The organism is Candidatus Phytoplasma zeae, assembly GCF_001712875.1.
Taxonomy (GTDB): Bacteria; Bacillota_I; Bacilli_A; order Acholeplasmatales; family Acholeplasmataceae; genus Phytoplasma; species Phytoplasma asteris.
Window position 1 is genome coordinate 100,512 of sequence record NZ_CP015149.1, and the last position, 18,615, is coordinate 119,126.

Here is an 18,615-nt window from a genome sequence, read left to right on the forward strand (position 1 = left end):
TTGGTTTTTTTTAATATTAATTGATTAATATTTGGGGTTAGAACAAATTATATTAAAGTTTTTATTTTTTTGGGGTAATTGGTCTAAACGTAATTTATTTTTGAATTTATGATGGAAATATATGATAAAAATAGCTAAAAAAATGAAAAAACTTAAGATAAATAGCCAATAATCTTTTTGGCTGGGAAAAGCAATAATGTCGTTCCAATAAGTATTGATGGTTTTTTGGGTGGTTTGGTCGTATTTGTAAACTTCATCGTTACCTTTGATTTCTATTTGGGGAATTCCTGGAAAAGTTTCTAATCCAACATAAGGAGAATTATATTTAGTAAAAGCTAAATTGTTTTTGTAATTTTCTTTTTGTCTTAAAAAATTGATGAACTTATAAGCTAGGGTTTTTTTGCTTCCTTTAGGCATTACCAAAGCATCAACCCAAACATTGGTTCCTTCTGTAGGTGAAAAACAATCTAGATTATTATTTTGTTCTTTTAAAAAATTAGCATCTCCTGAATAAGCAATAACTATATCATAGTATTCGTTATTTTTATTTTTCATGCGGTCCATTAATTGGTCGTTTATAAAAGCTAAGTTAGGTTTTTGTTCTTTTAGTTCTAAGAGCCATTTTTTGGCTTCATTTAATTCATCTGGGGAAGGGTTTGCAATTTTTCCTTCAGTAGCTTTTAGACCTACCATTAAACCGTCGCGAGCGTTATTGCATAAAGCTACTTTTAAATTGGTGTCTTTTAAATATTTAAAACCTTTATTTTGATCCTTAATTTCTTTAATTTGATCTTGAGTTATTTTGTTTTTATTATAAAGAATAACTACTTTGCCCCAAAAATAAGGAACGGCGTAATTGTTAAATTCAGAAGGGAGTTTGTTTTGGAGGTCTTTGTTTAATTCATAATAATGTTTATCATCTTTTATTAATTCACCATCATCTATTGTTTCTAACATTTTGCTTTGTCTTAATTGATCAATTGCATATTCACTTAAAATAGCTAGATCATATTGGTTTTTACTTTTAATTTTGGTAACTGCAAGTTCGTTAGAAGAAAAAAGAACTTGTTTAATTTTTATGTGAGTTTCTTTTTCAAACTTTTCAATAATGCTAGGTTCTAAGTATTCGCCCCAATTAAATAATGTTAATGTTTGTTCTTCTTGGTGTTGGGGAAGTATATTTTTGTTTTTAAGATTAAGAATAATAAGAATAACAAAAGTTGTTGTTAAAATGAAAAGCAATGTTGTTGCTACAGTTTTAATTGTCTTTTTCATTTGGTATTAAATTCTTTTTCATTGTTGTTTGTCTTTGTGCTTGTTTTTGTTTTAGTGGTTGTGGTTTTGTTTGTAGTTATTGTTGTAACTCCATTTTTACTTTCATTTTCATTGTTATTTGCCTCTGCTTCTATTTTGGTATTTTTCCTTTGGCTTTGTTTTTGGTTGTTGTATTTGATGAAATTAAGGATAATTTTAGAACTAGCAATAATAATTAAAATAGTAGATAAAGCATTTACAGTTGGGTTAATAGTTCCTTTGAGACTGTAGATATAAGCAGAAATATTTTGGCATTCAGAACCACCTACAAAATAAGAAATCATAAAGTCATCAAAAGAAAGACTAAAAGCAAGAGTGGCTCCTAAAAGCATAGCTCCTTTAAGTTGAGGTAGTATTACTTTGGTTAAAGCTTTGAGTGGGGTTGCTCCTAAATCATAGGCTGCTTCTAAAGAATGAGGGTCAAGATTTATTACTTTAGGATAGACAGTAATAACTACAAAAGGAGTGCAAAAAGATATGTGGGCTAAAAGCATTTTCCAAAAACCAGATTCCAAACCCATAAAACCAAAGACAACAAATAATGCTAAAGCAGTAATAATTTCAGGAATAACAATAGAAAAATTACTTACATTAAGAACAATGTTGCGCCATTTTTTGTTAAGACTTTGAGCAAGACTAATAGCTGCAAAAGTACCTAAAAAAGTAGAAATTAAAGTAGTTAGACAAGCAATGTATAAAGTTATTTTGATAGCAGTTTTAACTGTTTGGTCAGTCCAAAGTTTAGAATACCATTGAAAACTAAAACCTTGCCAATTAACTAAAGATGCAATTCTGCCTTCGCTTTTGTTAAAAGAAAAAATAATTAAAGATAAAATAGGAATATAAATAAAGCTTAACACTAAAATGATATATAAGATGTTAGTAATGGTTTTTTTGGGTTTTTTTGGGATTTTGGTAGAAGCAGTTTGGGGGGATTTTGCCCCAGATAATTTAATTGACATCTTTGCTTTCTCCTAAACTTAATTTTTTAAACATTTGAAAAATCAAAAACATTGTTAAAGAAAGATGAATAGCAATTGCACAAGCTTGTTTGATTTCGCCACTTAATAAAGCTTTGTTTTCGATTAATTCAGCAATAGTAATTTGGGTAGTTGCTCCGAGATAACGTGGAGCTACAATATTAGTTGCTGTTTGTAAAAAGACAAGACAAATGCCTGCAAGCACTCCTGAAAGTGATAAGGGCCAAATAATTTTTTGCAATATTTGCCATTCGTTTGCTCCTAGATCTTTGGAGGCTTGAATAAGTTGGGGATTTATTTTGATAATTGCAGTGTAGATAGGCAAAAACATAAATGGTAAAAATAAATAAATAAGTCCTACAATCATAGCAAAATTAGTTTCTAAAAGATTGATATTAAAAGTTTTTTGTAATAAATGAAATATTTGGACTAATGCTTGGGTTTTGATAATCATATTAATCCACATAGTGCCATTGATGAGAATGACAAGAAAACTTTGCCATTTCATTTTGAGGCGAGAAATCATATAGGCTAGAGGATAGACAATGATAAAGACACAAAAAGTAACAATAATAGAAATTGCAATTGATCTAGCAAGGACGTATAAAAATGATTGATTGGATAAAAATTCTTGATGGTGTTGTAAAGTAAAACGGGTTGCAAAAAATGCGTTTTGTTGGTTAGTATCTTGAAAAGAATCAAATAAAATAAAACCCATAGGTAAAATAATTAATCCCAATAAAATAATATAATAAGGCGAAATTAATAGTCTGTATAGTTTTTGATTGTCCTTGCAAGTGTAGTTTTTTTTCATTACCAAATCTCCATTACATGAATATCTTCAGGATTAAAAGTAATATCTACTTGTTTGTTTAATTCAACATGGTCAGTAGTATGAATAGTGTAGGTTCTTTGGGAAGTTTTAACATCAATTTCCCAGTGAACGCCTTTAAAAATAATTGATTGTACTATACCTGTAATTAAGCCTTTTCCTTGGGAGACAATATCAATGTCTTCGGGACGAATAACAATATCTACATTTTCTTCTTTGCGAAAACCCTTATCTACACAATTAAAAGTTTGATTGTCAAAATGAACTAAAAAATCATCTTTCATCACTCCTTTAATTAAGTTGGATTCTCCTACAAATTGAGCTACAAAACGATTAGCAGGTTCGTTGTAAATATCTTCAGGACTTCCTATTTGTTGAATTTCGCCATGATTCATGACAACTACTTTATCACTCATAGTAAATGCTTCTTCTTGGTCATGAGTGACAAATAAAAAAGTAATTCCTGAGTTTTTTTGGATTTCTTTAAGTTCGTATTGCATTTCTTGTTTTAATTTTAAATCTAGATTAGATAAAGGCTCATCAAGTAATAAAACTTGGGGTTTGTTAATTAAAGCTCTTGCAATTGCTACTCGTTGTTGTTGTCCGCCTGATAATTGTTCAATGGTTCTTTTTTCAAGTCCTTGTAAACCCATAATTTTAAGGTATTTTAATACTTCTTTTTGGATTTGTTCTTCTTGCTCTTTCTTGTTTATTTTTTTGCATTTAAGAGCAGTTTGTTTTGCTTCAAAATCTTTGGTTAAAGTTTCAATTTTATTGTTAAAGTTATTTGTAATTTGGGTAGTTTTTTCTTGCGTTAAATCTTTGGTTAATTCTTGATGAAAAGTTTTTGATAAATTGGCTTTGTTAGTTTGATAATGATTTTTATTAAGAGCTAAATTAGCTTTAATCTTGGAGTTAAAATCTTTTAAACGTAAGCCAAAAGCTACATTTTCAAAGACATTTAAATGAGGGAATAAAGCGTATTTTTGAAAAACAGTATTAATTGGTCTTTTGTGAGCAGCTACATTTAAAATGCTTTTTTCTTGAAATAAAACCTCTCCGCTACTAGGGTTTTCAAAACCGCCTAAAATACGTAAAATAGTAGTTTTTCCACAACCTGAAGGACCTAATAAAGTGACAAATTCATTTTGTTTAATTTCTAAATTTATGCCTCTTAAAATTAATTGATTGTCAAATACTTTGGTTAAATCTTTTAAAATAATTAATGTTTTCATGGTTTGATACCTATCTTTTTTGGAGAAATAAAGTTAATAATTATAATTATAATCGTAATTGCAATTGTAATTTGTAATTAAGTTTATAATTTATAAGTTTAAGTTGTAAATTGTTGTTTAATTAGCAATTATCAAATATAAAAAAATAGTCGATAAACTAAATGTAATAAGTTAGTCAATAAAATAATTATAAAGCAAAATAATCAATTTATAACAAAATAAAAAAGGAGTAATTAAAATTACAACAATAAACAATTAAAAAGGACCAAAATCTCTTAATATTTCAAATTTATTTATTGCTAATTTTAGCTTATCATAAAATTAATAAATTGCAATCATAAAGAGTGCTTTTTTGCTGATATTGTTATAATATCTATAAATTTTTGTTAAAATAAATGTGTTAAGAAAATTATAGTAAAATGATTTTTTGTAAATATTGATTCAAATAATTAAAAATTGTTGGATAAATGCTTATAAAGATTCTTATTATGTTTATTTTTTGGTATTTGTCAATTTGTTTATTTTCATTAAAATTTTATGTTGGATTTTTTTTATCATTTCAAATTAATTTACTAAAAAAATGCACTAAAAAAATAAACCCAATTAAATTAACTAATTAATATATAAAAATATAAAGGAAGGTATATTATGAAATGGGAACCGCAAAGATTTGAATATCCTGAACCAGATAATCAACCGAAAAATCCGCCAAATTATCCAATTCTGCCCAAAAAACCTAAAAATTATTTTGCAATTGCTACTAATGTAAGTGCTATTATTGTAAATATTATGGTGATTTTCTTTATGTTTGTTTTAATTAAAGGATCTGAAAATCTTTCTAAGACTATGGGAAAAGACACCCAAGAAGATACTATGTGGGCACAAGAAAAAGAATACAGACCCAAAGGCAATCTTAATATTGATAGCTTTTCTGGATATGATGAAGTCAAAGACGAGTTAAGAGAATATATTTCAGCAGTAAATGATGATGCAAATGAAATAAACCCTTTGCCTCGTAAAGATTTACCAAGAGGAGTTTTATTGTACGGTCCTCCAGGAACAGGAAAAACTTATTTAGCTAAATGTTTAGTTGGTTCTGTTAAAGGTAAAGCTCCTTTTTTTATTACTACTGGCTCTGATTTTGTCGAAAAATATATAGGAGTTGGAGCAGCTCGTGTAAGAGAATTGTTTAAAGTAGCTCAAGAAACTGCCAAACAACGTGGACAGAGTTATTATTTTATCTTTATTGATGAAATTGATGCTATTGGAGCTGAAAGAAGCAAAGAAAAAAGCGCTCAAGAACATTCAGGTACTCTTAATGCTTTGTTAACTCAACTTGATGGAGTAGATTCAGATGAAAAAACTCCGCAAGCTATTGTTATTGGAGCAACTAATCGTAAAGATTTTTTAGATGATGCCTTAATTAGAGAAGGGCGTTTAGGGAAGCACATTTATTTAGGCACTCCAGATTTAAAAACAACCCAAGCCTTACTTATAGCTTTTATGAAACGCGAAAACATTGAAAAAACAAATTATCCTTCAGATGATGAATTAAAACAAGTGGCAAAAATTTTGCACGGATCTAAATTTACTCCTTCAGATATTAATTCTTTAGTGAAAGAAGCTAAAAAGATAGCCTCCAAAGATACTAATTCCCCAAACAAAATTACACCTTTGCATATCTATGATGCTATGGATTTAATTTTAATGGGTCCTGAATTAAAACAAAGTATCTCTAAAGCAGATAAAAAAAGAGTTATTAATCATGAATTAGGACATGCCATAGTAGCTCATGCTCTAGGGTTTGATGTGCATCGTGTAACTTCTAAACCAAGAGGACAAGCAGCAGGATATACTATCTTTTTTTCTGCTAGTAATGAAGGCGAACAAGCCGATCAACTTTTAACTAAACAAGATTTATTAAAACAAATGATTACTGCTTTAGCAGGACGAGCAGCTGAAGAAGCATTTGAAACAAGTGTTAGTTTTGGTTGTTGTGATGATTTGAAAAAGGTGCGTACTATTGCTACTAAAATGGTAAAAGAGTTTGGAATGTCATTAGGTTCGGAAAGTATGGATTTTAGTTTGGATAATGATACTCAAGCTAAAGAAATTAATGCAATTATTCAAGCTAGTTATAATGCAGCTAAAGAAATTATTGAAAAATATAAAGAAGATCCAAATGATAAAGATAACAAAACTTCTAATTTACAATGGAAAAATTTAAGTGAAAAACTTGCTACACAAAATTTAGGAAAAGATGCTTTTGTTGCTGAAGAAAGTAAATATTTTTATACAACAACAATTTCAATTGATGAAGTTCAAGAAACACAATCAAATAAGAAAAAAGAATACAAAATAAAATTAGAAGATAAAAAATTTACTCAAAGACCTGAAGAAACTCCAACTCCACAATCAACTTCCCCTAGTGATAATAATAAATAATTACATTACAAAAAACAAATCTTTTATATACTTTTTTACAATTTAATACCCTAATAAACCTGTCTTAATTGATGGGTTTTTTATTTTGTTTACTTTATATTTTTTATTTTTTTATATCCCTTAAAACTGCATAATTAATTAATATTTGCAAAAAGACAAAAATTATTGTATAATATCTAGTAATAAATACTTTGATGATTTTTATAAATAACAATAATCATTTATTTTAAAAACAATTTCAAAAATATTTATCTTTTTTGATACATTTATCATAATTATGACAACCACCCCCCCAACAATCACTTATATGATATTAAAAAGCTTTAGGGAGCAATAAATTGTTTAAAAACATTAAATTCAAAATCTTTTTATCAATGATTAATTATCGATTATATGGTCTTATTGAAGTGTTCCAAAAGTTTAGACACTTTTTGTTTTTTAAAAATTCTTTAAGACTAACTATTAAGTTAGTCTTTTTTTTGTTTCAAGACTAAAGTAATTTTCATATCTTTTCTAAAAACGTTTTTAGAAAGGAATGAAATGTTAAGACAAGAATTGTTTAAAGCATTTTTAAAAAACAAAAATAATTTAGAAAACAGAAATCAACTAATCAATTTACATCTGAATTAATAACTGCTGGATACACGGTTAAAGAATTAAAAAATATTGGATTTACAACTAAACAATTAAAAGCCGTTTGAATAATAAAATTAAATAATTAAAAAAGGAGAAAAAAATATGAAAAAAATCATTAAGAAAAAAACTAATCAAAAAAACCAACAAACAACTAAAAACAAAGAAGAACTAAAACAAACAAAACCAATTGAAGAAGAAACTATTTATATCCCAATAAAAAAACGCAATTTATTAAAACAAATTGCTTACATAACAATCAATTTCCATTTTATTTTACAAGTCATTATTATTTACTACGATAATAAAATCCCCTAGTTAACAACGGGAATCGATAACTTTATTAATTTAATCAAATCTATCATCCTTGGAGGAATAAAATAATGACTAAAAACACAAAAAACCAAAATAAAAATAAAATATTAACCATCATTATAACTATTATCACTATCCTTTTCACTACTTTATCTATTTTCGCCTTAACTAATTACTTCTCTAAAGAAAGAAAAGAAAGAATTCAATTAATGAATAGCATTCCTATTTTTGATGTCGAACGAACAGGCGGAAATAACGAAGATAAAATTCTTTTGCCAATTCCCGTTCCAAACTTAAATCCAGCAAAATATAATCACTTAATTACTATCGAACACAAAGTGACGCTAAACCACAACGGAATGGATATTCAGACCCCTTTATATTTAAAAGTATCAACTAAATATGATACACAACAAACTTTGGCTAATCCTGAAAAATATTTCAATGTTGGTTTAAAAACGGATAACAATGATTACGATGATATTAAACGCCCACAAATAAAATTAAATGATAGGGGCATCGGTTTAATTAATATCCAAATTAGCATCGAACAAAAAGAAATCATTAACACTCCCAACCCTAAATTAAACTTCATTTGTAATTACGAATTAGTTGATTATCAAGGAAAAGTCTTAGACCGTGGCAGTCAAACAATCCAAAATAAAATCTCTAATATAATAACTATTTAAAAGACCAATTATTTCTTGGTCTTTTTTGTTAGAAAGGAGTTAAGATGACTATCAAAAATAAATCAAATAAAAATTTAACTAATTTAATATTAATCATTATAATGTCTATAATCTTCTTTTTAAGTACTTATGGTTGGATTCATCATCAAACTTTAATGGCAATTGAAAAAAAACTCATAACTAATCATAAAAGATTTGAAAACCAAAATAAAAATCTCCAAGAAATAAAAAACCAACTCCAACAAAATAAAGATGCAATCCAAAACCAAATCGCCAATACAAATAAAGAATCAAAAGAAATTAAATCACAACAATTAAACAATCAAGAAGAATCATTATTTAAACCCTCTAACAGCCAAAAATTTCCTTCTTTCGAGCAATTAATTGGCTTCAAAGAAGAATTAAAAGCAGTAGACTGTTTTATTGATTACCTCAACAACAAAGAAAATTATAACAATATTGGTGAGGTTGATTCGCCTTTAGGCATTTTAATGTATGGAATTCCAGGGACTGGGAAAACAACCTTAGCCAGAGCCTTAGCTAAAGAAACTAATCTCCCTTTCTTTGAAGTAAACAGTTCCATCTTTTCTCAAAAATATAAAGGAATTGCTCCGCAACTAGTCAAAGATTTATTTATAACAGCACGTGAAGAAGCCAAAGAGCACAACGGAGCAATCATTTTCTTAGATGAATGTGAAACCATCTTTACTGATTTAAGCGGGTTAGAAGCTGGTTCAGAAATCGCTAATGTGGTAAACCAATTCAAAACCGAAATGACATCATTTGACAATGACCCTGAACATCCTATCTTTATTATTGGGGCTACTAATAACATCAACCAAATTGATGAAGCCATCAAATCAAGATTCACTTACAACATCGAAGTTAAACCAGGCAACAAAGAAGAAAGAAAAACTTTCTTAGAATTCTTAATCAACAAACGTAAAAATCCTTATAGCGTAGAAGCTAAACAATATTTATTTGATTTCATCAATGAATCCTTAGAAAGATTACCAGTTAACCATCAATTTAAAAAAGCTAATCGTACTTTAGAAAACCTCTTAAAAACAACAATCACTATCTTCGCCAAAAACCGAGGTCAAGGCGAAACAAGAAGAAATGAAATCAATCAAGAAGATTTAAAACAAGCTTATAAAATGATAATTTCTCAAGATGACAACCTTTTAAACACTATCGAACAAGAAATCAAAGAGAAAGGAGGTAAATAATTATGAAAACACCGTTAGACCTAATTAAAACTTATCTAACTTTTAAATCTTATTTCACTTGGTTTTTAATGGCTACCGCTATCTTAGGTATTTTCTTTTTCTTTAAAAGGAAGCTTTCAACCAATCAACAACAACACTCACTCACACGGGAAGGCTATTTAACTTACTTTTTAATTATTCTTGTTATCTTAGGTTTCATTTACTTATGTTTCTTTCATAAACCAAAAGAATCATCAAGCAAATACACAGGCCAATTAGTCCAAGAAATTGACAAAGCCATCGACACAAATATGATGAAGCAATTAACAATTATAAAGGACTAAAAGATAATTGGGAACAAGAATTAACCAAAGTAGAAGCATAATTAAAAGAACTTTATGAAGCCCAAACATTAACCCAAGAACAAAAAGCTAAAATCGAAGAACTAATAATTCAAACAGAAACGAAGATTAACGAAATCAAAACTAAAAAACAAGAAAACGAAAAGAATATCAATACCTTAAAAGAGCAACTAAAACAAAAAGAAGAAGTATTAGCCAACAAAGAAAAAGAAATAAAACTAACTGAAAAACAAATTGAAGAAGCTACTGATTTAACAGAAAAAGAAAAGTTACGCACTAAATTAGATATCCTTTATGATGAAAAGATTGCATTAGTTAAACAAATCACGAAAATAAAAACTCAAATAGGGTCATTAGAAATAAAAAGAAAATCTTTAACCGAACGACTCCAAGGTGCTTAAAGATTGAAAAAAAGTTAACAAAAAGATATAATGAATTATCTGCTGATGAAAAATCTTATTTTAATTTAATCCAAACCGTCGAACAACGCCGTAACGAATTTCAAAACAACATCGACCAAATAAACAAAAAATAGAAGAAATCAAATTAGAACAAGACTTATATAAAACTCTAAAAGAAAAATATAGAGCCATGCATGTTCGTATGCAAACCTACGAAAAAGAAAACGAACTATCGGCTGGCAACATCGCCAAATGGGGATTCAAAACCTTCGATAAAGTAACTGATTTAATTCCTGCCAAATATGGTATGAAAATCATAGGCAAATCACTTACTTTCACACGTAAATTCTCTCAAGTAATGACAAAAACAACTATGATCCTTCACGAAGGATACCGTTTATGGCATATGTACAACGAAGTAGTGAATGAAAACAAAGAATCACTCCCAATGATAACCAAAGAAACCTTAGAAATGTATACCAAAGATATCGACCGCGACCTAGCCAAACTCGACGCCGACCAAAAAGACTAACAAAAAAACTAGAAGAATATAATAATCGAATGAATGAAGAAAATATAAAACAAGAATTACACAAAAACGACGAATTAAATAAAAAAATTGAAACAAAATTTCAATCTTGGATCGACGAATACACTGAAATTATCAAAGAATTAGCACTAAAAAGAGACCAAATAACTAACGAAATCAAAAACGAACAATCAAAAATATTACAACAAGAACAACTAGAAATAAAACTAGAACCGATTGACGAAGAAATGAAAATAATCAAAGAAGAACTAAAACAACTAAATCCTAACTACACAAGAGCCCAAAAAAGAATTAAACAAACTAATGAAAACAAAATCCCTGAATTAATATCTATCCCAGCGTAAAAAAACTTTTTTTAAAATTAACATAATAAATAATATATAATAGTAGTAATTAATTTCTTTAAAAGATAATATCAATTACTACTATTATCTGAAAGGCTATAAAATAATGAACTTTTTTAAAAAATATTGGATCGCTATTTTAATTATCACCATTTTAGTTATTTCTTTTATTATTGGAATTTTTGAAGGCATTCAAGAATACAAACAAGAACAAAAAACATCATCAAATTATCATAAAGAATTAGATAACAATAAAAAACCAAATCATCAACCAAGAACTAAACACGAATTAGAAATACCAAAACCTAAAATTCAAATAACACAATAAAAATATGATAAAATTAAATCTTACATCTTATCAGAAAATGAAAACAAAGTTTTATCGCTAAATGATCTTTCTAAAGAAGAAAAAACCGTAATTGAAAAAGTTAGAGAATCGCACAAACAAACATTAGAATATAGAAAAGAAGATAAAAAAGTTATCGACGAATACCAAAAAAAATGCGATGATTACAATAAACAAATAAGTGAGCTGGATCCCAAAAAAAGATGAAATCGAAATAAAAGCATTAAATGGTATGTTACACAACGCCAAAATACTAAAAGACTCATTACAACGAGATTATAATAGAGGGTTATTAGAAGAGAATCAATCCACTATATCCTCTCTCAACTCCCTCTACGAAATCATCCCATCTGAGGGATAAAAATAAAAGGAGATTTCATTAATGTTAAAAATAAAAAATCAATTTAAAATAATTAGTATTTATTTATTTATGTTTATAGGTTTATTATTTATTAATATGAATCAAGTAATGGCTTCACCTAAAAAAGAAGATCGCGGAAAAAATGTTGCAACTTCAAAAGAAAAAGAAACACTAACTAAAGAAGAAGTGAAACGTTTTTTTGAATACCATAAAACATTTGAAACATATTCTGATGAAGACAAAATTAAAATTATTGAAAAAATTACCGACCCAGAAGTATCTAAGTTATTAGATGAATACAATGAAAAAAAAAGAAAATCTTCGAAGGAAGAAAGTTCTTCTAGCAAAAAACCTGATAATTCAAAAAAATAACTTTATATAAAATCTATTTATAAAACAAGACCTTCCCTAGGGTCTTTTTCTTTTACCCAACACACATCACGGAACGGCCATAACCCAACTAAAAGGAGGCAAACAAACCATGATTAAAACCAAATCCTTAAAAAAGTTTTTATAACCATTTCTTTATTAATCGTTATTTTATTCATTAAACCTATTTTCGCCCATAACTATTTCCACAAACAAAATAAATCCAAAATAAAACTCGCTGACTACCAAACCCTTCAAAGAGAATGGTTAAACGCCCAACCAAAAATGAAAAGATACGACATCAACGTTCTAGAGCGTGAAGATATCCCTAATGTCTTAAAATATTTTAATCTTACATGCAATTGTTTTATAAATCCGAATATACCTAGTTATAACAGTTATCAAGGAATTCAACTCTATTGGTACCTAAAAAAACCCTCCTTCAGGTCTTTTAGGGGTTTATTTTAAAGCACGTTTTAATCCTTTCAATGTGAAAATATCCCATGGGCGATTATGAATACACCTTAGAAGACCTTCTCAAATATGAAATCGCCATCGAAGAGGCTTTTATCTTTTGGGATGTCAAACAAAAACCTAAAGACGAAAACGTAAATATCACAGTAATAGTATCCAATATCTTCGTTGGTCAAAACAAAGAAGAAATAATTAATCGATGGTTAATCAACAACAATATCATCAAACAACCCAAACTTATTCAATTAGGTTGTTATAATGTCACACCTAATACTGGTTTAGTGGCACCTTTGCCATCAAAAACTTTCCATGAAATTGATATTGACGCCGTTTATTTTGATGATGGCATTCGTATCATGGAACCTCAACAAGGAAATATCCAAGATCTCTTAAAACTTTCCAACGGTGCCAAAAATATCTATCTTTTTACATTCAACATTGGCAAAAGAGGAATCCACATTAACCTCCCAGACTCTCTTAATTCCTACGAAACCATCCGAGATTGGAAAAGAACCAATAATTTATATACTTATGAAGGAGAATATAAAAAATACAGTGAGAAAGTTAATAATCCTATAAATATTACCTCACCTGCCTCTAAAACAATTGATATTTTTGTTAACGTGAATATAATAACAAACATTTTTGAAACTGAAGATAAAATATATTGGATTACTTGTCAAGATACACAATCAAAAAGAGATATTTTAAACACCTATCAAAAAGATCTTGTAGCATGGTTAAACCAATGTTATATCAAATATGGTTTCACCTACCAAGGAGAAACAATTAGAAACAAATTAGGTCGTTCATCTAGAACCCTTTATGATGAAAATGGTAATACACATTATTATAAATATGAAGAAGGTTGGAGATATGACGATTGGTATATTGACGGAAACGATTGTTGTTCTGGCGGTGATCGTTGGCAAACTAGAACTTATTATCAATTCTTAGACACTACTCTGCCCCCTAAAAAACCAGCTATCCTTGATTCTTAATTAAAATATCATCCAAAGACCCTTCATAAGGGTCTTTTTTATTAACTAAAACTTAAAAAAGAAAGGAACTATTCAATATGTTCATTAAAAAAAACTTATCATCTTTATCCATTAACATCATTATCTTTATTTTTTTAATTCCTTTAATTTTTATTAATTATTTAATCAAATTCTATCTTTTTACTTATCAATTAAGTATCCAAAGGCTAAAACAAGGAATAGTAGTCAAATTTTATCAATATCTAACTACTACGAAAACTAATAATCATGTGGAACCTAATTGATACTTGGTTAACTAAATTAAATAATAGCCTTAATACTATCAGTCATCATTTCTTTTACTTACCAAAAAAAAGTGGCTTAATTTAACTTTATTAACTATTATTTTATTATTTTTACCTCATCTCTTATGTTTAATTGATTTTATTTTTAAATCTTTACATTATATAATTAAATTTATTTATTATTTAGGTCAATATATCATCTCATTATTTAAGAAAGGTAAATAACCATGCAAATCACATTATCCCAACGTACCAAAGAATGGTATCAACACCGCAAAAAATTCATCAACGCTTCTGAAATCGGCAGTATCACACGCAATGATAAATTCCGTTCCTTAAATCAACTAGTCCATGACAAAATCTTTGGCACTACTTTCACAAGCAATAAATACACCGAACACGGTAATAAAATGGAACCTATTGCTCGTGCTTTTTTCGAAAAAACCGCCAAACTCACTTATCCTGATGCCATCTTTACCGATGATAAAGAAAAAATATTTTCCGCTTCTTTGGATGGTTATAATGCCAAAACCAACACTCTCTTAGAAATCAAATGTCCTTATCGCGATGAAAACAACAACATATCAACGTCATGGAATGGCTTTTTTAAAAACAAAGAAGTACCTTTCAACTACTGGGCTCAAGTTCAATGTCAACTTTATTGTTCTCAAGCTAAATTTGCTTATTTCTTAGTTTATTTTAATGATCATGATTATCATGTAGTCAGAATTTACTTAGATAATAATTTTATTACCAAAATGATTCAAGATAGCAAACAATATTTAGACCTTTTAACCAAAGCCAAACAAGAATTAAAACAAACAACTTATTTAAAAAAATTAACTAAAATATTAATTAAACCAAAGACCTTCAATTTTGAAGGTCTTTTTTTATATCCAAATTTAAAACCAAAGGAGAAAAATATGAAATTAATTATTTTTGAAGGACTAGATGGCAGCGGCAAAACAACTTTAATTCAAAAAGTTAGAAAACAATTAGAAAAACAAGGCCACGAAGTAATTTCTCTACAAGAGTTAGGAAGTTCCTCCATAGGCCAACCTCTTCGAGACATCTTTTTAAATAATCCCCAATTAAAACCATTAACTAGACATCTTCTTAGTTTTGCTAATATGTTTCAAATTCAAGAAGAAATGATTAAACCATATTTAAATACTAACAAGTTTATTTTAATTGATCGTTGGTTAGGTTCTAATTTTGCTTATCAAGTTTACCCTCATATTTGTCCTCATAACATTGATAAAAATTATCAGTTCTTTAATTGCCTTAATAAACAATTTATTAAACCTAATCTTACTGTCTATTTAATTATTTGAGTCAAAATTGTAACAAATAAACAAATAGTAATTACGCACTTTATTGAGGGTTTTACTACATAAATAATTTCTTTTGTCAACTTTAAGGCAAAAATGCGTTTTTAAAAATTATTTTTTTAGTATAATATAGGTATATTAGATAATATTTAGTATTTTGATTGGGTGTTTAAATTTTTAAATCAAAAATAATGATTCAAATCAAAAGCAATAATTCAGCTTATTTTAAAAACCAAATTAATACTAACAATAATATTAAAATTAACTTGTAAAAAAGTTATAATCTAGATTTTAATATCAAATCTAAATCTAAAACTAAATATTTGCAAAAAATTTATTTTTTACAACCCGCCTCAAAATCAATTTCTTTGGCAAAAAAAAATATAAGCCAAGTTTAAAAATTATAAATAATTCAAAAAACTGTTTACCCCAAAGTCAATTATTTTTTCAATTATTTATGATTTTGAAAATTATTAAAAATATTTATCAATAAAAAATTGCTTTTGGAGATTTTCATATCCAATAAAAAATGCAATATTTGAAAAAACCAAAGAAAACTGAAAAAATATTTTTTGTTAATAATTTAAAATTATTATCAAATTGCCCAAAACTATCAATAATCCACCTAATATTTTTTATTATATTTCTTTTCTTTTTCCCTTCTGGATAATATTTTTAATTATTCAAAATTTGATTTTGACTCTTATAAAATACTTTTAACCTAATAAATAACATTTTTGCTACAATAAAATACAAGCAAGTTTCCTAAAAATTTTCGTGCATTTGTTGCAAGTCTTTTATTGCATTTAATTTATTGAATTGCAATTGCTATTTGATTTTTATTTTGGGCATTTTGCAAGTCTTTTATTGATAAATTAAATAAATGCAGCATTATCTTATCCCAATCCCGCTTTTGCAAAAACATCTAAATTGACAAAACGAAAAAATATTTACTAAATAATTCAACAATGCCAACAACAACCAAAAACCAAACCTAAATATATTTTTCAATGCTCAATTCCGGATTTGCAATCCCAATTCAATCCCAATTTTTATTTTTTTAATTTTTAATTTTCAAAACATTTCAAGAAATTATTTTCATCTTTAATTATGAATAATTTCCAAATTACAAACTGGAGGTTCCAAGTGAATGACATTAAATTTTTTGCTTTAGGAGGACTGGGCGAAAGTGGAAAAAATTTTTACGTCTTGCAAATTAACGAATCTTATTTTTTACTTGATGCTGGACTAAAATATCCCAATACCGCTCTTTATGGCATCGATTCTATGATTGCTGATTATTACAAATTACAAGATATCAAAGACAAGATTAAAGGCGTTTTTTTATCATCAGCTTTTGAAACCAATTTGGGTGCCTTGCCTTACTTGATGAAAGATTTTGACATCCCTGTTTATGCTTCTTATTTTACGATGCAAGTTCTAAAAGCGCATTTTCAAAGTCATAAAATTAATTACCGCAATTTTAATCTACAAATCGTTAAAAGCGATGAAAGACTTATTTTTGATGATGTGTCAGTGGCTTTTTTTGCTACATCGCAATTGATTCCTGAAACATTGGGAATGGTTTTTCAAACTAAACGAGGTAGCATCATTTACTCTGGCGACCTTAAATTATTGCATTCTAAAAATAAATTTTTTCAAACTAATTTTACAAGATTAGCTCAATTAGCACAACCCAAAGTACTTGCCTTTTTGCCTTCTTGTCGTGGGGCTTTTAGCACATCTGCGCATAATAATGATGCATCGAGTTTTGAGCACAAATTGAATAAATATTTTAGCAATCACTTGCTTAAATCCGAAGGTATTATTGTTATTCCTTCTTTGATGCCTGATTTGTTAAAAATTCAATCCATAGTGGATTTGGCATGTAGACTTAATTTTAAAATAACTTTTTTAGGTAGAAAAAGTGAAAAAATTATTGATATTGCCTTGAAAAAAGGTTTTTTAAAAGTGCCTTCCTTCAATTTAGTGGAATTAAAAACACTAGAAGACTCCAAAAAACATCCAAAATTAGTTGTCTTTGTGCTAGGTAAACATTTTGAATCTTTGTTTCATTTGCAAAAAATGTGTCAAAAAACAGACACTTTAATTCATTTAACGCCCCAAGATTTAGTGTTGTTAATGTCCAAAGAAATGGCAGGAATTGCCAAAATGCAATCTCAAACCCTAGATCTTTTGTCACGCCACAATATTCAAGCCCATGTTTTGGTAAAAGACTTAGACGCTTGTTCCAATGATTATGAAAAAACCCTCAAATTGATGCTTAATTTTTTAAAACCTCAATACATTATTCCTGTTATGGGTGAATATCGTCATCAATATCAAGTGCAAAAAATTGCCCAAAGTTTAGGATTCAAACTCAACCAAACTTTCTTGTTAGAAAATGGCAGTATTTGGCATTGTGACCCACAAAAAGATGCCTTTGCCGAATCTAATACTGGCGTTCTTACAGAAATTTTAATTGATGGTACTCCTGTTATTGGTGGGCAAGATTTTATTATGAAAGACCGTGAACTTTTAGCAGCGGATGGAGTTGTAATTGTTGTTGCCAATGTTAATGCTAAACACAAAAAAATAGTAGGTGCTCCACAATTAGTAAGTAAAGGCTTTTTGGCAGATTCTGAAACTAGTCATATTTTTCCTAAGTTAAAAGCTATTTTTGATGAAAAAAGTGAAATTTTTTTGAAAAAAAAGTATCTTAAATGGAATGATTTCAAAAAAAATATTAGAGAATCATTAGTTAAATTTTTATTCAAAGAAACTAAAAAAAGACCTATTGTTATTCCTATTTTCATTAGTGTTAAAAGTGAATAAAACGAATAATAAATACAAATAAATAAGATACAAAATAATAAGAAAGTTGTTAAAAAACAATAATTCAATATAAAAAAGTTAATTTATTGTTGTTGTGCCTTCCTTTTGATTTTTTGCTCTTTTGTTTTCCCAATTTAACCAATCTGACAATTTATTTTTGTATTTTTCATTTTTGCATTACTTCACTCCAAATAAACCCTAATTACAACCAACTAACATCTATTTTTAATACCAATTTCTTTTGATATTTTAATTATATTCCAAATATTTTTCATTACCAAAAACCTTTATATGGCAAATAATTGG

At 27.8% G+C, this 18,615-nt stretch carries 17 protein-coding genes and 1 pseudogene; 14 read left to right on the top strand and 4 right to left on the bottom strand.

Translation table 11 applies throughout. The features are described from left to right. Positions 1-24: 24 nt before the first annotated feature. The 4 genes from MBSPM3_RS00500 to MBSPM3_RS00515 are packed head-to-tail and all read right to left on the bottom strand — an operon-like array spanning position 25 to position 4,361. A complete protein-coding gene (locus MBSPM3_RS00500) occupies positions 25-1,275 on the bottom strand; it encodes an ABC transporter substrate-binding protein (RefSeq protein ID WP_069028070.1) in 1,251 nt (416 codons plus the stop codon). Then, positions 1,272-2,276 carry an ABC transporter permease gene (locus tag MBSPM3_RS00505; RefSeq protein WP_069028071.1) on the bottom strand — a complete coding sequence of 335 codons (1,005 nt, stop codon included), beginning with the start codon at positions 2,274-2,276 and terminating at the stop codon, positions 1,272-1,274. The genes MBSPM3_RS00500 and MBSPM3_RS00505 overlap by 4 nt, the downstream gene beginning before the upstream one ends. Further along, positions 2,266-3,114, bottom strand: coding sequence for an ABC transporter permease (locus MBSPM3_RS00510; protein WP_083985304.1), 849 nt, complete (start codon positions 3,112-3,114; stop codon positions 2,266-2,268). The genes MBSPM3_RS00505 and MBSPM3_RS00510 overlap by 11 nt, the downstream gene beginning before the upstream one ends. Continuing rightward, a complete protein-coding gene (locus MBSPM3_RS00515; protein ID WP_069028073.1) occupies positions 3,108-4,361 on the bottom strand; it encodes an ABC transporter ATP-binding protein in 1,254 nt (417 codons plus the stop codon). Before MBSPM3_RS00515 ends, MBSPM3_RS00510 begins: the two co-directional genes overlap by 7 nt. Before the next feature lie 648 nt (positions 4,362-5,009). Here MBSPM3_RS00515 and MBSPM3_RS00520 point away from each other — a divergent pair. From MBSPM3_RS00520 to MBSPM3_RS00570, 14 genes and pseudogenes are all read left to right on the top strand, one after another. Next, entirely contained in the window at positions 5,010-6,806 is a 1,797-nt protein-coding gene (locus MBSPM3_RS00520; protein ID WP_069028074.1) for an AAA family ATPase, read from the top strand. A 738-nt stretch (positions 6,807-7,544) separates the two neighbouring features. After that, positions 7,545-7,757 carry a hypothetical protein gene (locus MBSPM3_RS00525; RefSeq protein WP_232308849.1) on the top strand — a complete coding sequence of 71 codons (213 nt, stop codon included), beginning with the start codon at positions 7,545-7,547 and terminating at the stop codon, positions 7,755-7,757. 65 nt (positions 7,758-7,822) lie between these two features. Next, a complete protein-coding gene (locus MBSPM3_RS00530; RefSeq protein ID WP_069028075.1) occupies positions 7,823-8,443 on the top strand; it encodes a hypothetical protein in 621 nt (206 codons plus the stop codon). A gap of 44 nt (positions 8,444-8,487) precedes the next feature. Continuing rightward, positions 8,488-9,672 carry an AAA family ATPase gene (locus MBSPM3_RS00535; RefSeq protein WP_069028076.1) on the top strand — a complete coding sequence of 395 codons (1,185 nt, stop codon included), beginning with the start codon at positions 8,488-8,490 and terminating at the stop codon, positions 9,670-9,672. Positions 9,673-9,674: 2 nt separating this feature from the next. Next, positions 9,675-9,995 carry a hypothetical protein gene (locus tag MBSPM3_RS03300; RefSeq protein ID WP_320409442.1) on the top strand — a complete coding sequence of 107 codons (321 nt, stop codon included), beginning with the start codon at positions 9,675-9,677 and terminating at the stop codon, positions 9,993-9,995. Positions 9,996-10,604: 609 nt separating this feature from the next. Next, complete coding sequence (locus MBSPM3_RS03305; RefSeq protein WP_320409443.1) at positions 10,605-10,946, top strand: hypothetical protein; 342 nt, start codon at positions 10,605-10,607, stop codon at positions 10,944-10,946. Between the two features lie 29 nt (positions 10,947-10,975). Continuing rightward, on the top strand, positions 10,976-11,308 hold the full coding sequence (locus MBSPM3_RS03310; protein ID WP_320409444.1) for a hypothetical protein: 333 nt from the start codon (positions 10,976-10,978) through the stop codon (positions 11,306-11,308). Positions 11,309-11,414: 106 nt separating this feature from the next. After that, entirely contained in the window at positions 11,415-11,636 is a 222-nt protein-coding gene (locus MBSPM3_RS03120; RefSeq protein ID WP_069028077.1) for a hypothetical protein, read from the top strand. A gap of 400 nt (positions 11,637-12,036) precedes the next feature. Beyond that, positions 12,037-12,387 carry an SVM family protein gene (locus MBSPM3_RS00550; protein ID WP_069028078.1) on the top strand — a complete coding sequence of 117 codons (351 nt, stop codon included), beginning with the start codon at positions 12,037-12,039 and terminating at the stop codon, positions 12,385-12,387. Positions 12,388-12,887: 500 nt separating this feature from the next. Next, the gene (locus MBSPM3_RS00555; protein ID WP_320409446.1) at positions 12,888-13,859 is read left to right on the top strand and encodes a hypothetical protein; all 972 of its coding nucleotides are present in this window, start codon (positions 12,888-12,890) and stop codon (positions 13,857-13,859) included. Positions 13,860-13,936: 77 nt separating this feature from the next. After that, on the top strand, positions 13,937-14,143 hold the full coding sequence (locus MBSPM3_RS00560; protein WP_069028079.1) for a hypothetical protein: 207 nt from the start codon (positions 13,937-13,939) through the stop codon (positions 14,141-14,143). A gap of 227 nt (positions 14,144-14,370) precedes the next feature. Next, a pseudogene (locus tag MBSPM3_RS00565) lies at positions 14,371-14,994 on the top strand (YqaJ viral recombinase family nuclease); the annotation flags it as partial. A gap of 72 nt (positions 14,995-15,066) precedes the next feature. After that, positions 15,067-15,477: a dTMP kinase gene (tmk, locus tag MBSPM3_RS02885; protein WP_083985325.1), complete on the top strand. Its 411-nt coding sequence runs from the start codon at positions 15,067-15,069 to the stop codon at positions 15,475-15,477. A gap of 1,143 nt (positions 15,478-16,620) precedes the next feature. Beyond that, positions 16,621-18,309: a ribonuclease J gene (locus MBSPM3_RS00570; protein ID WP_232308850.1), complete on the top strand. Its 1,689-nt coding sequence runs from the start codon at positions 16,621-16,623 to the stop codon at positions 18,307-18,309. Positions 18,310-18,615 lie beyond the last annotated feature (306 nt).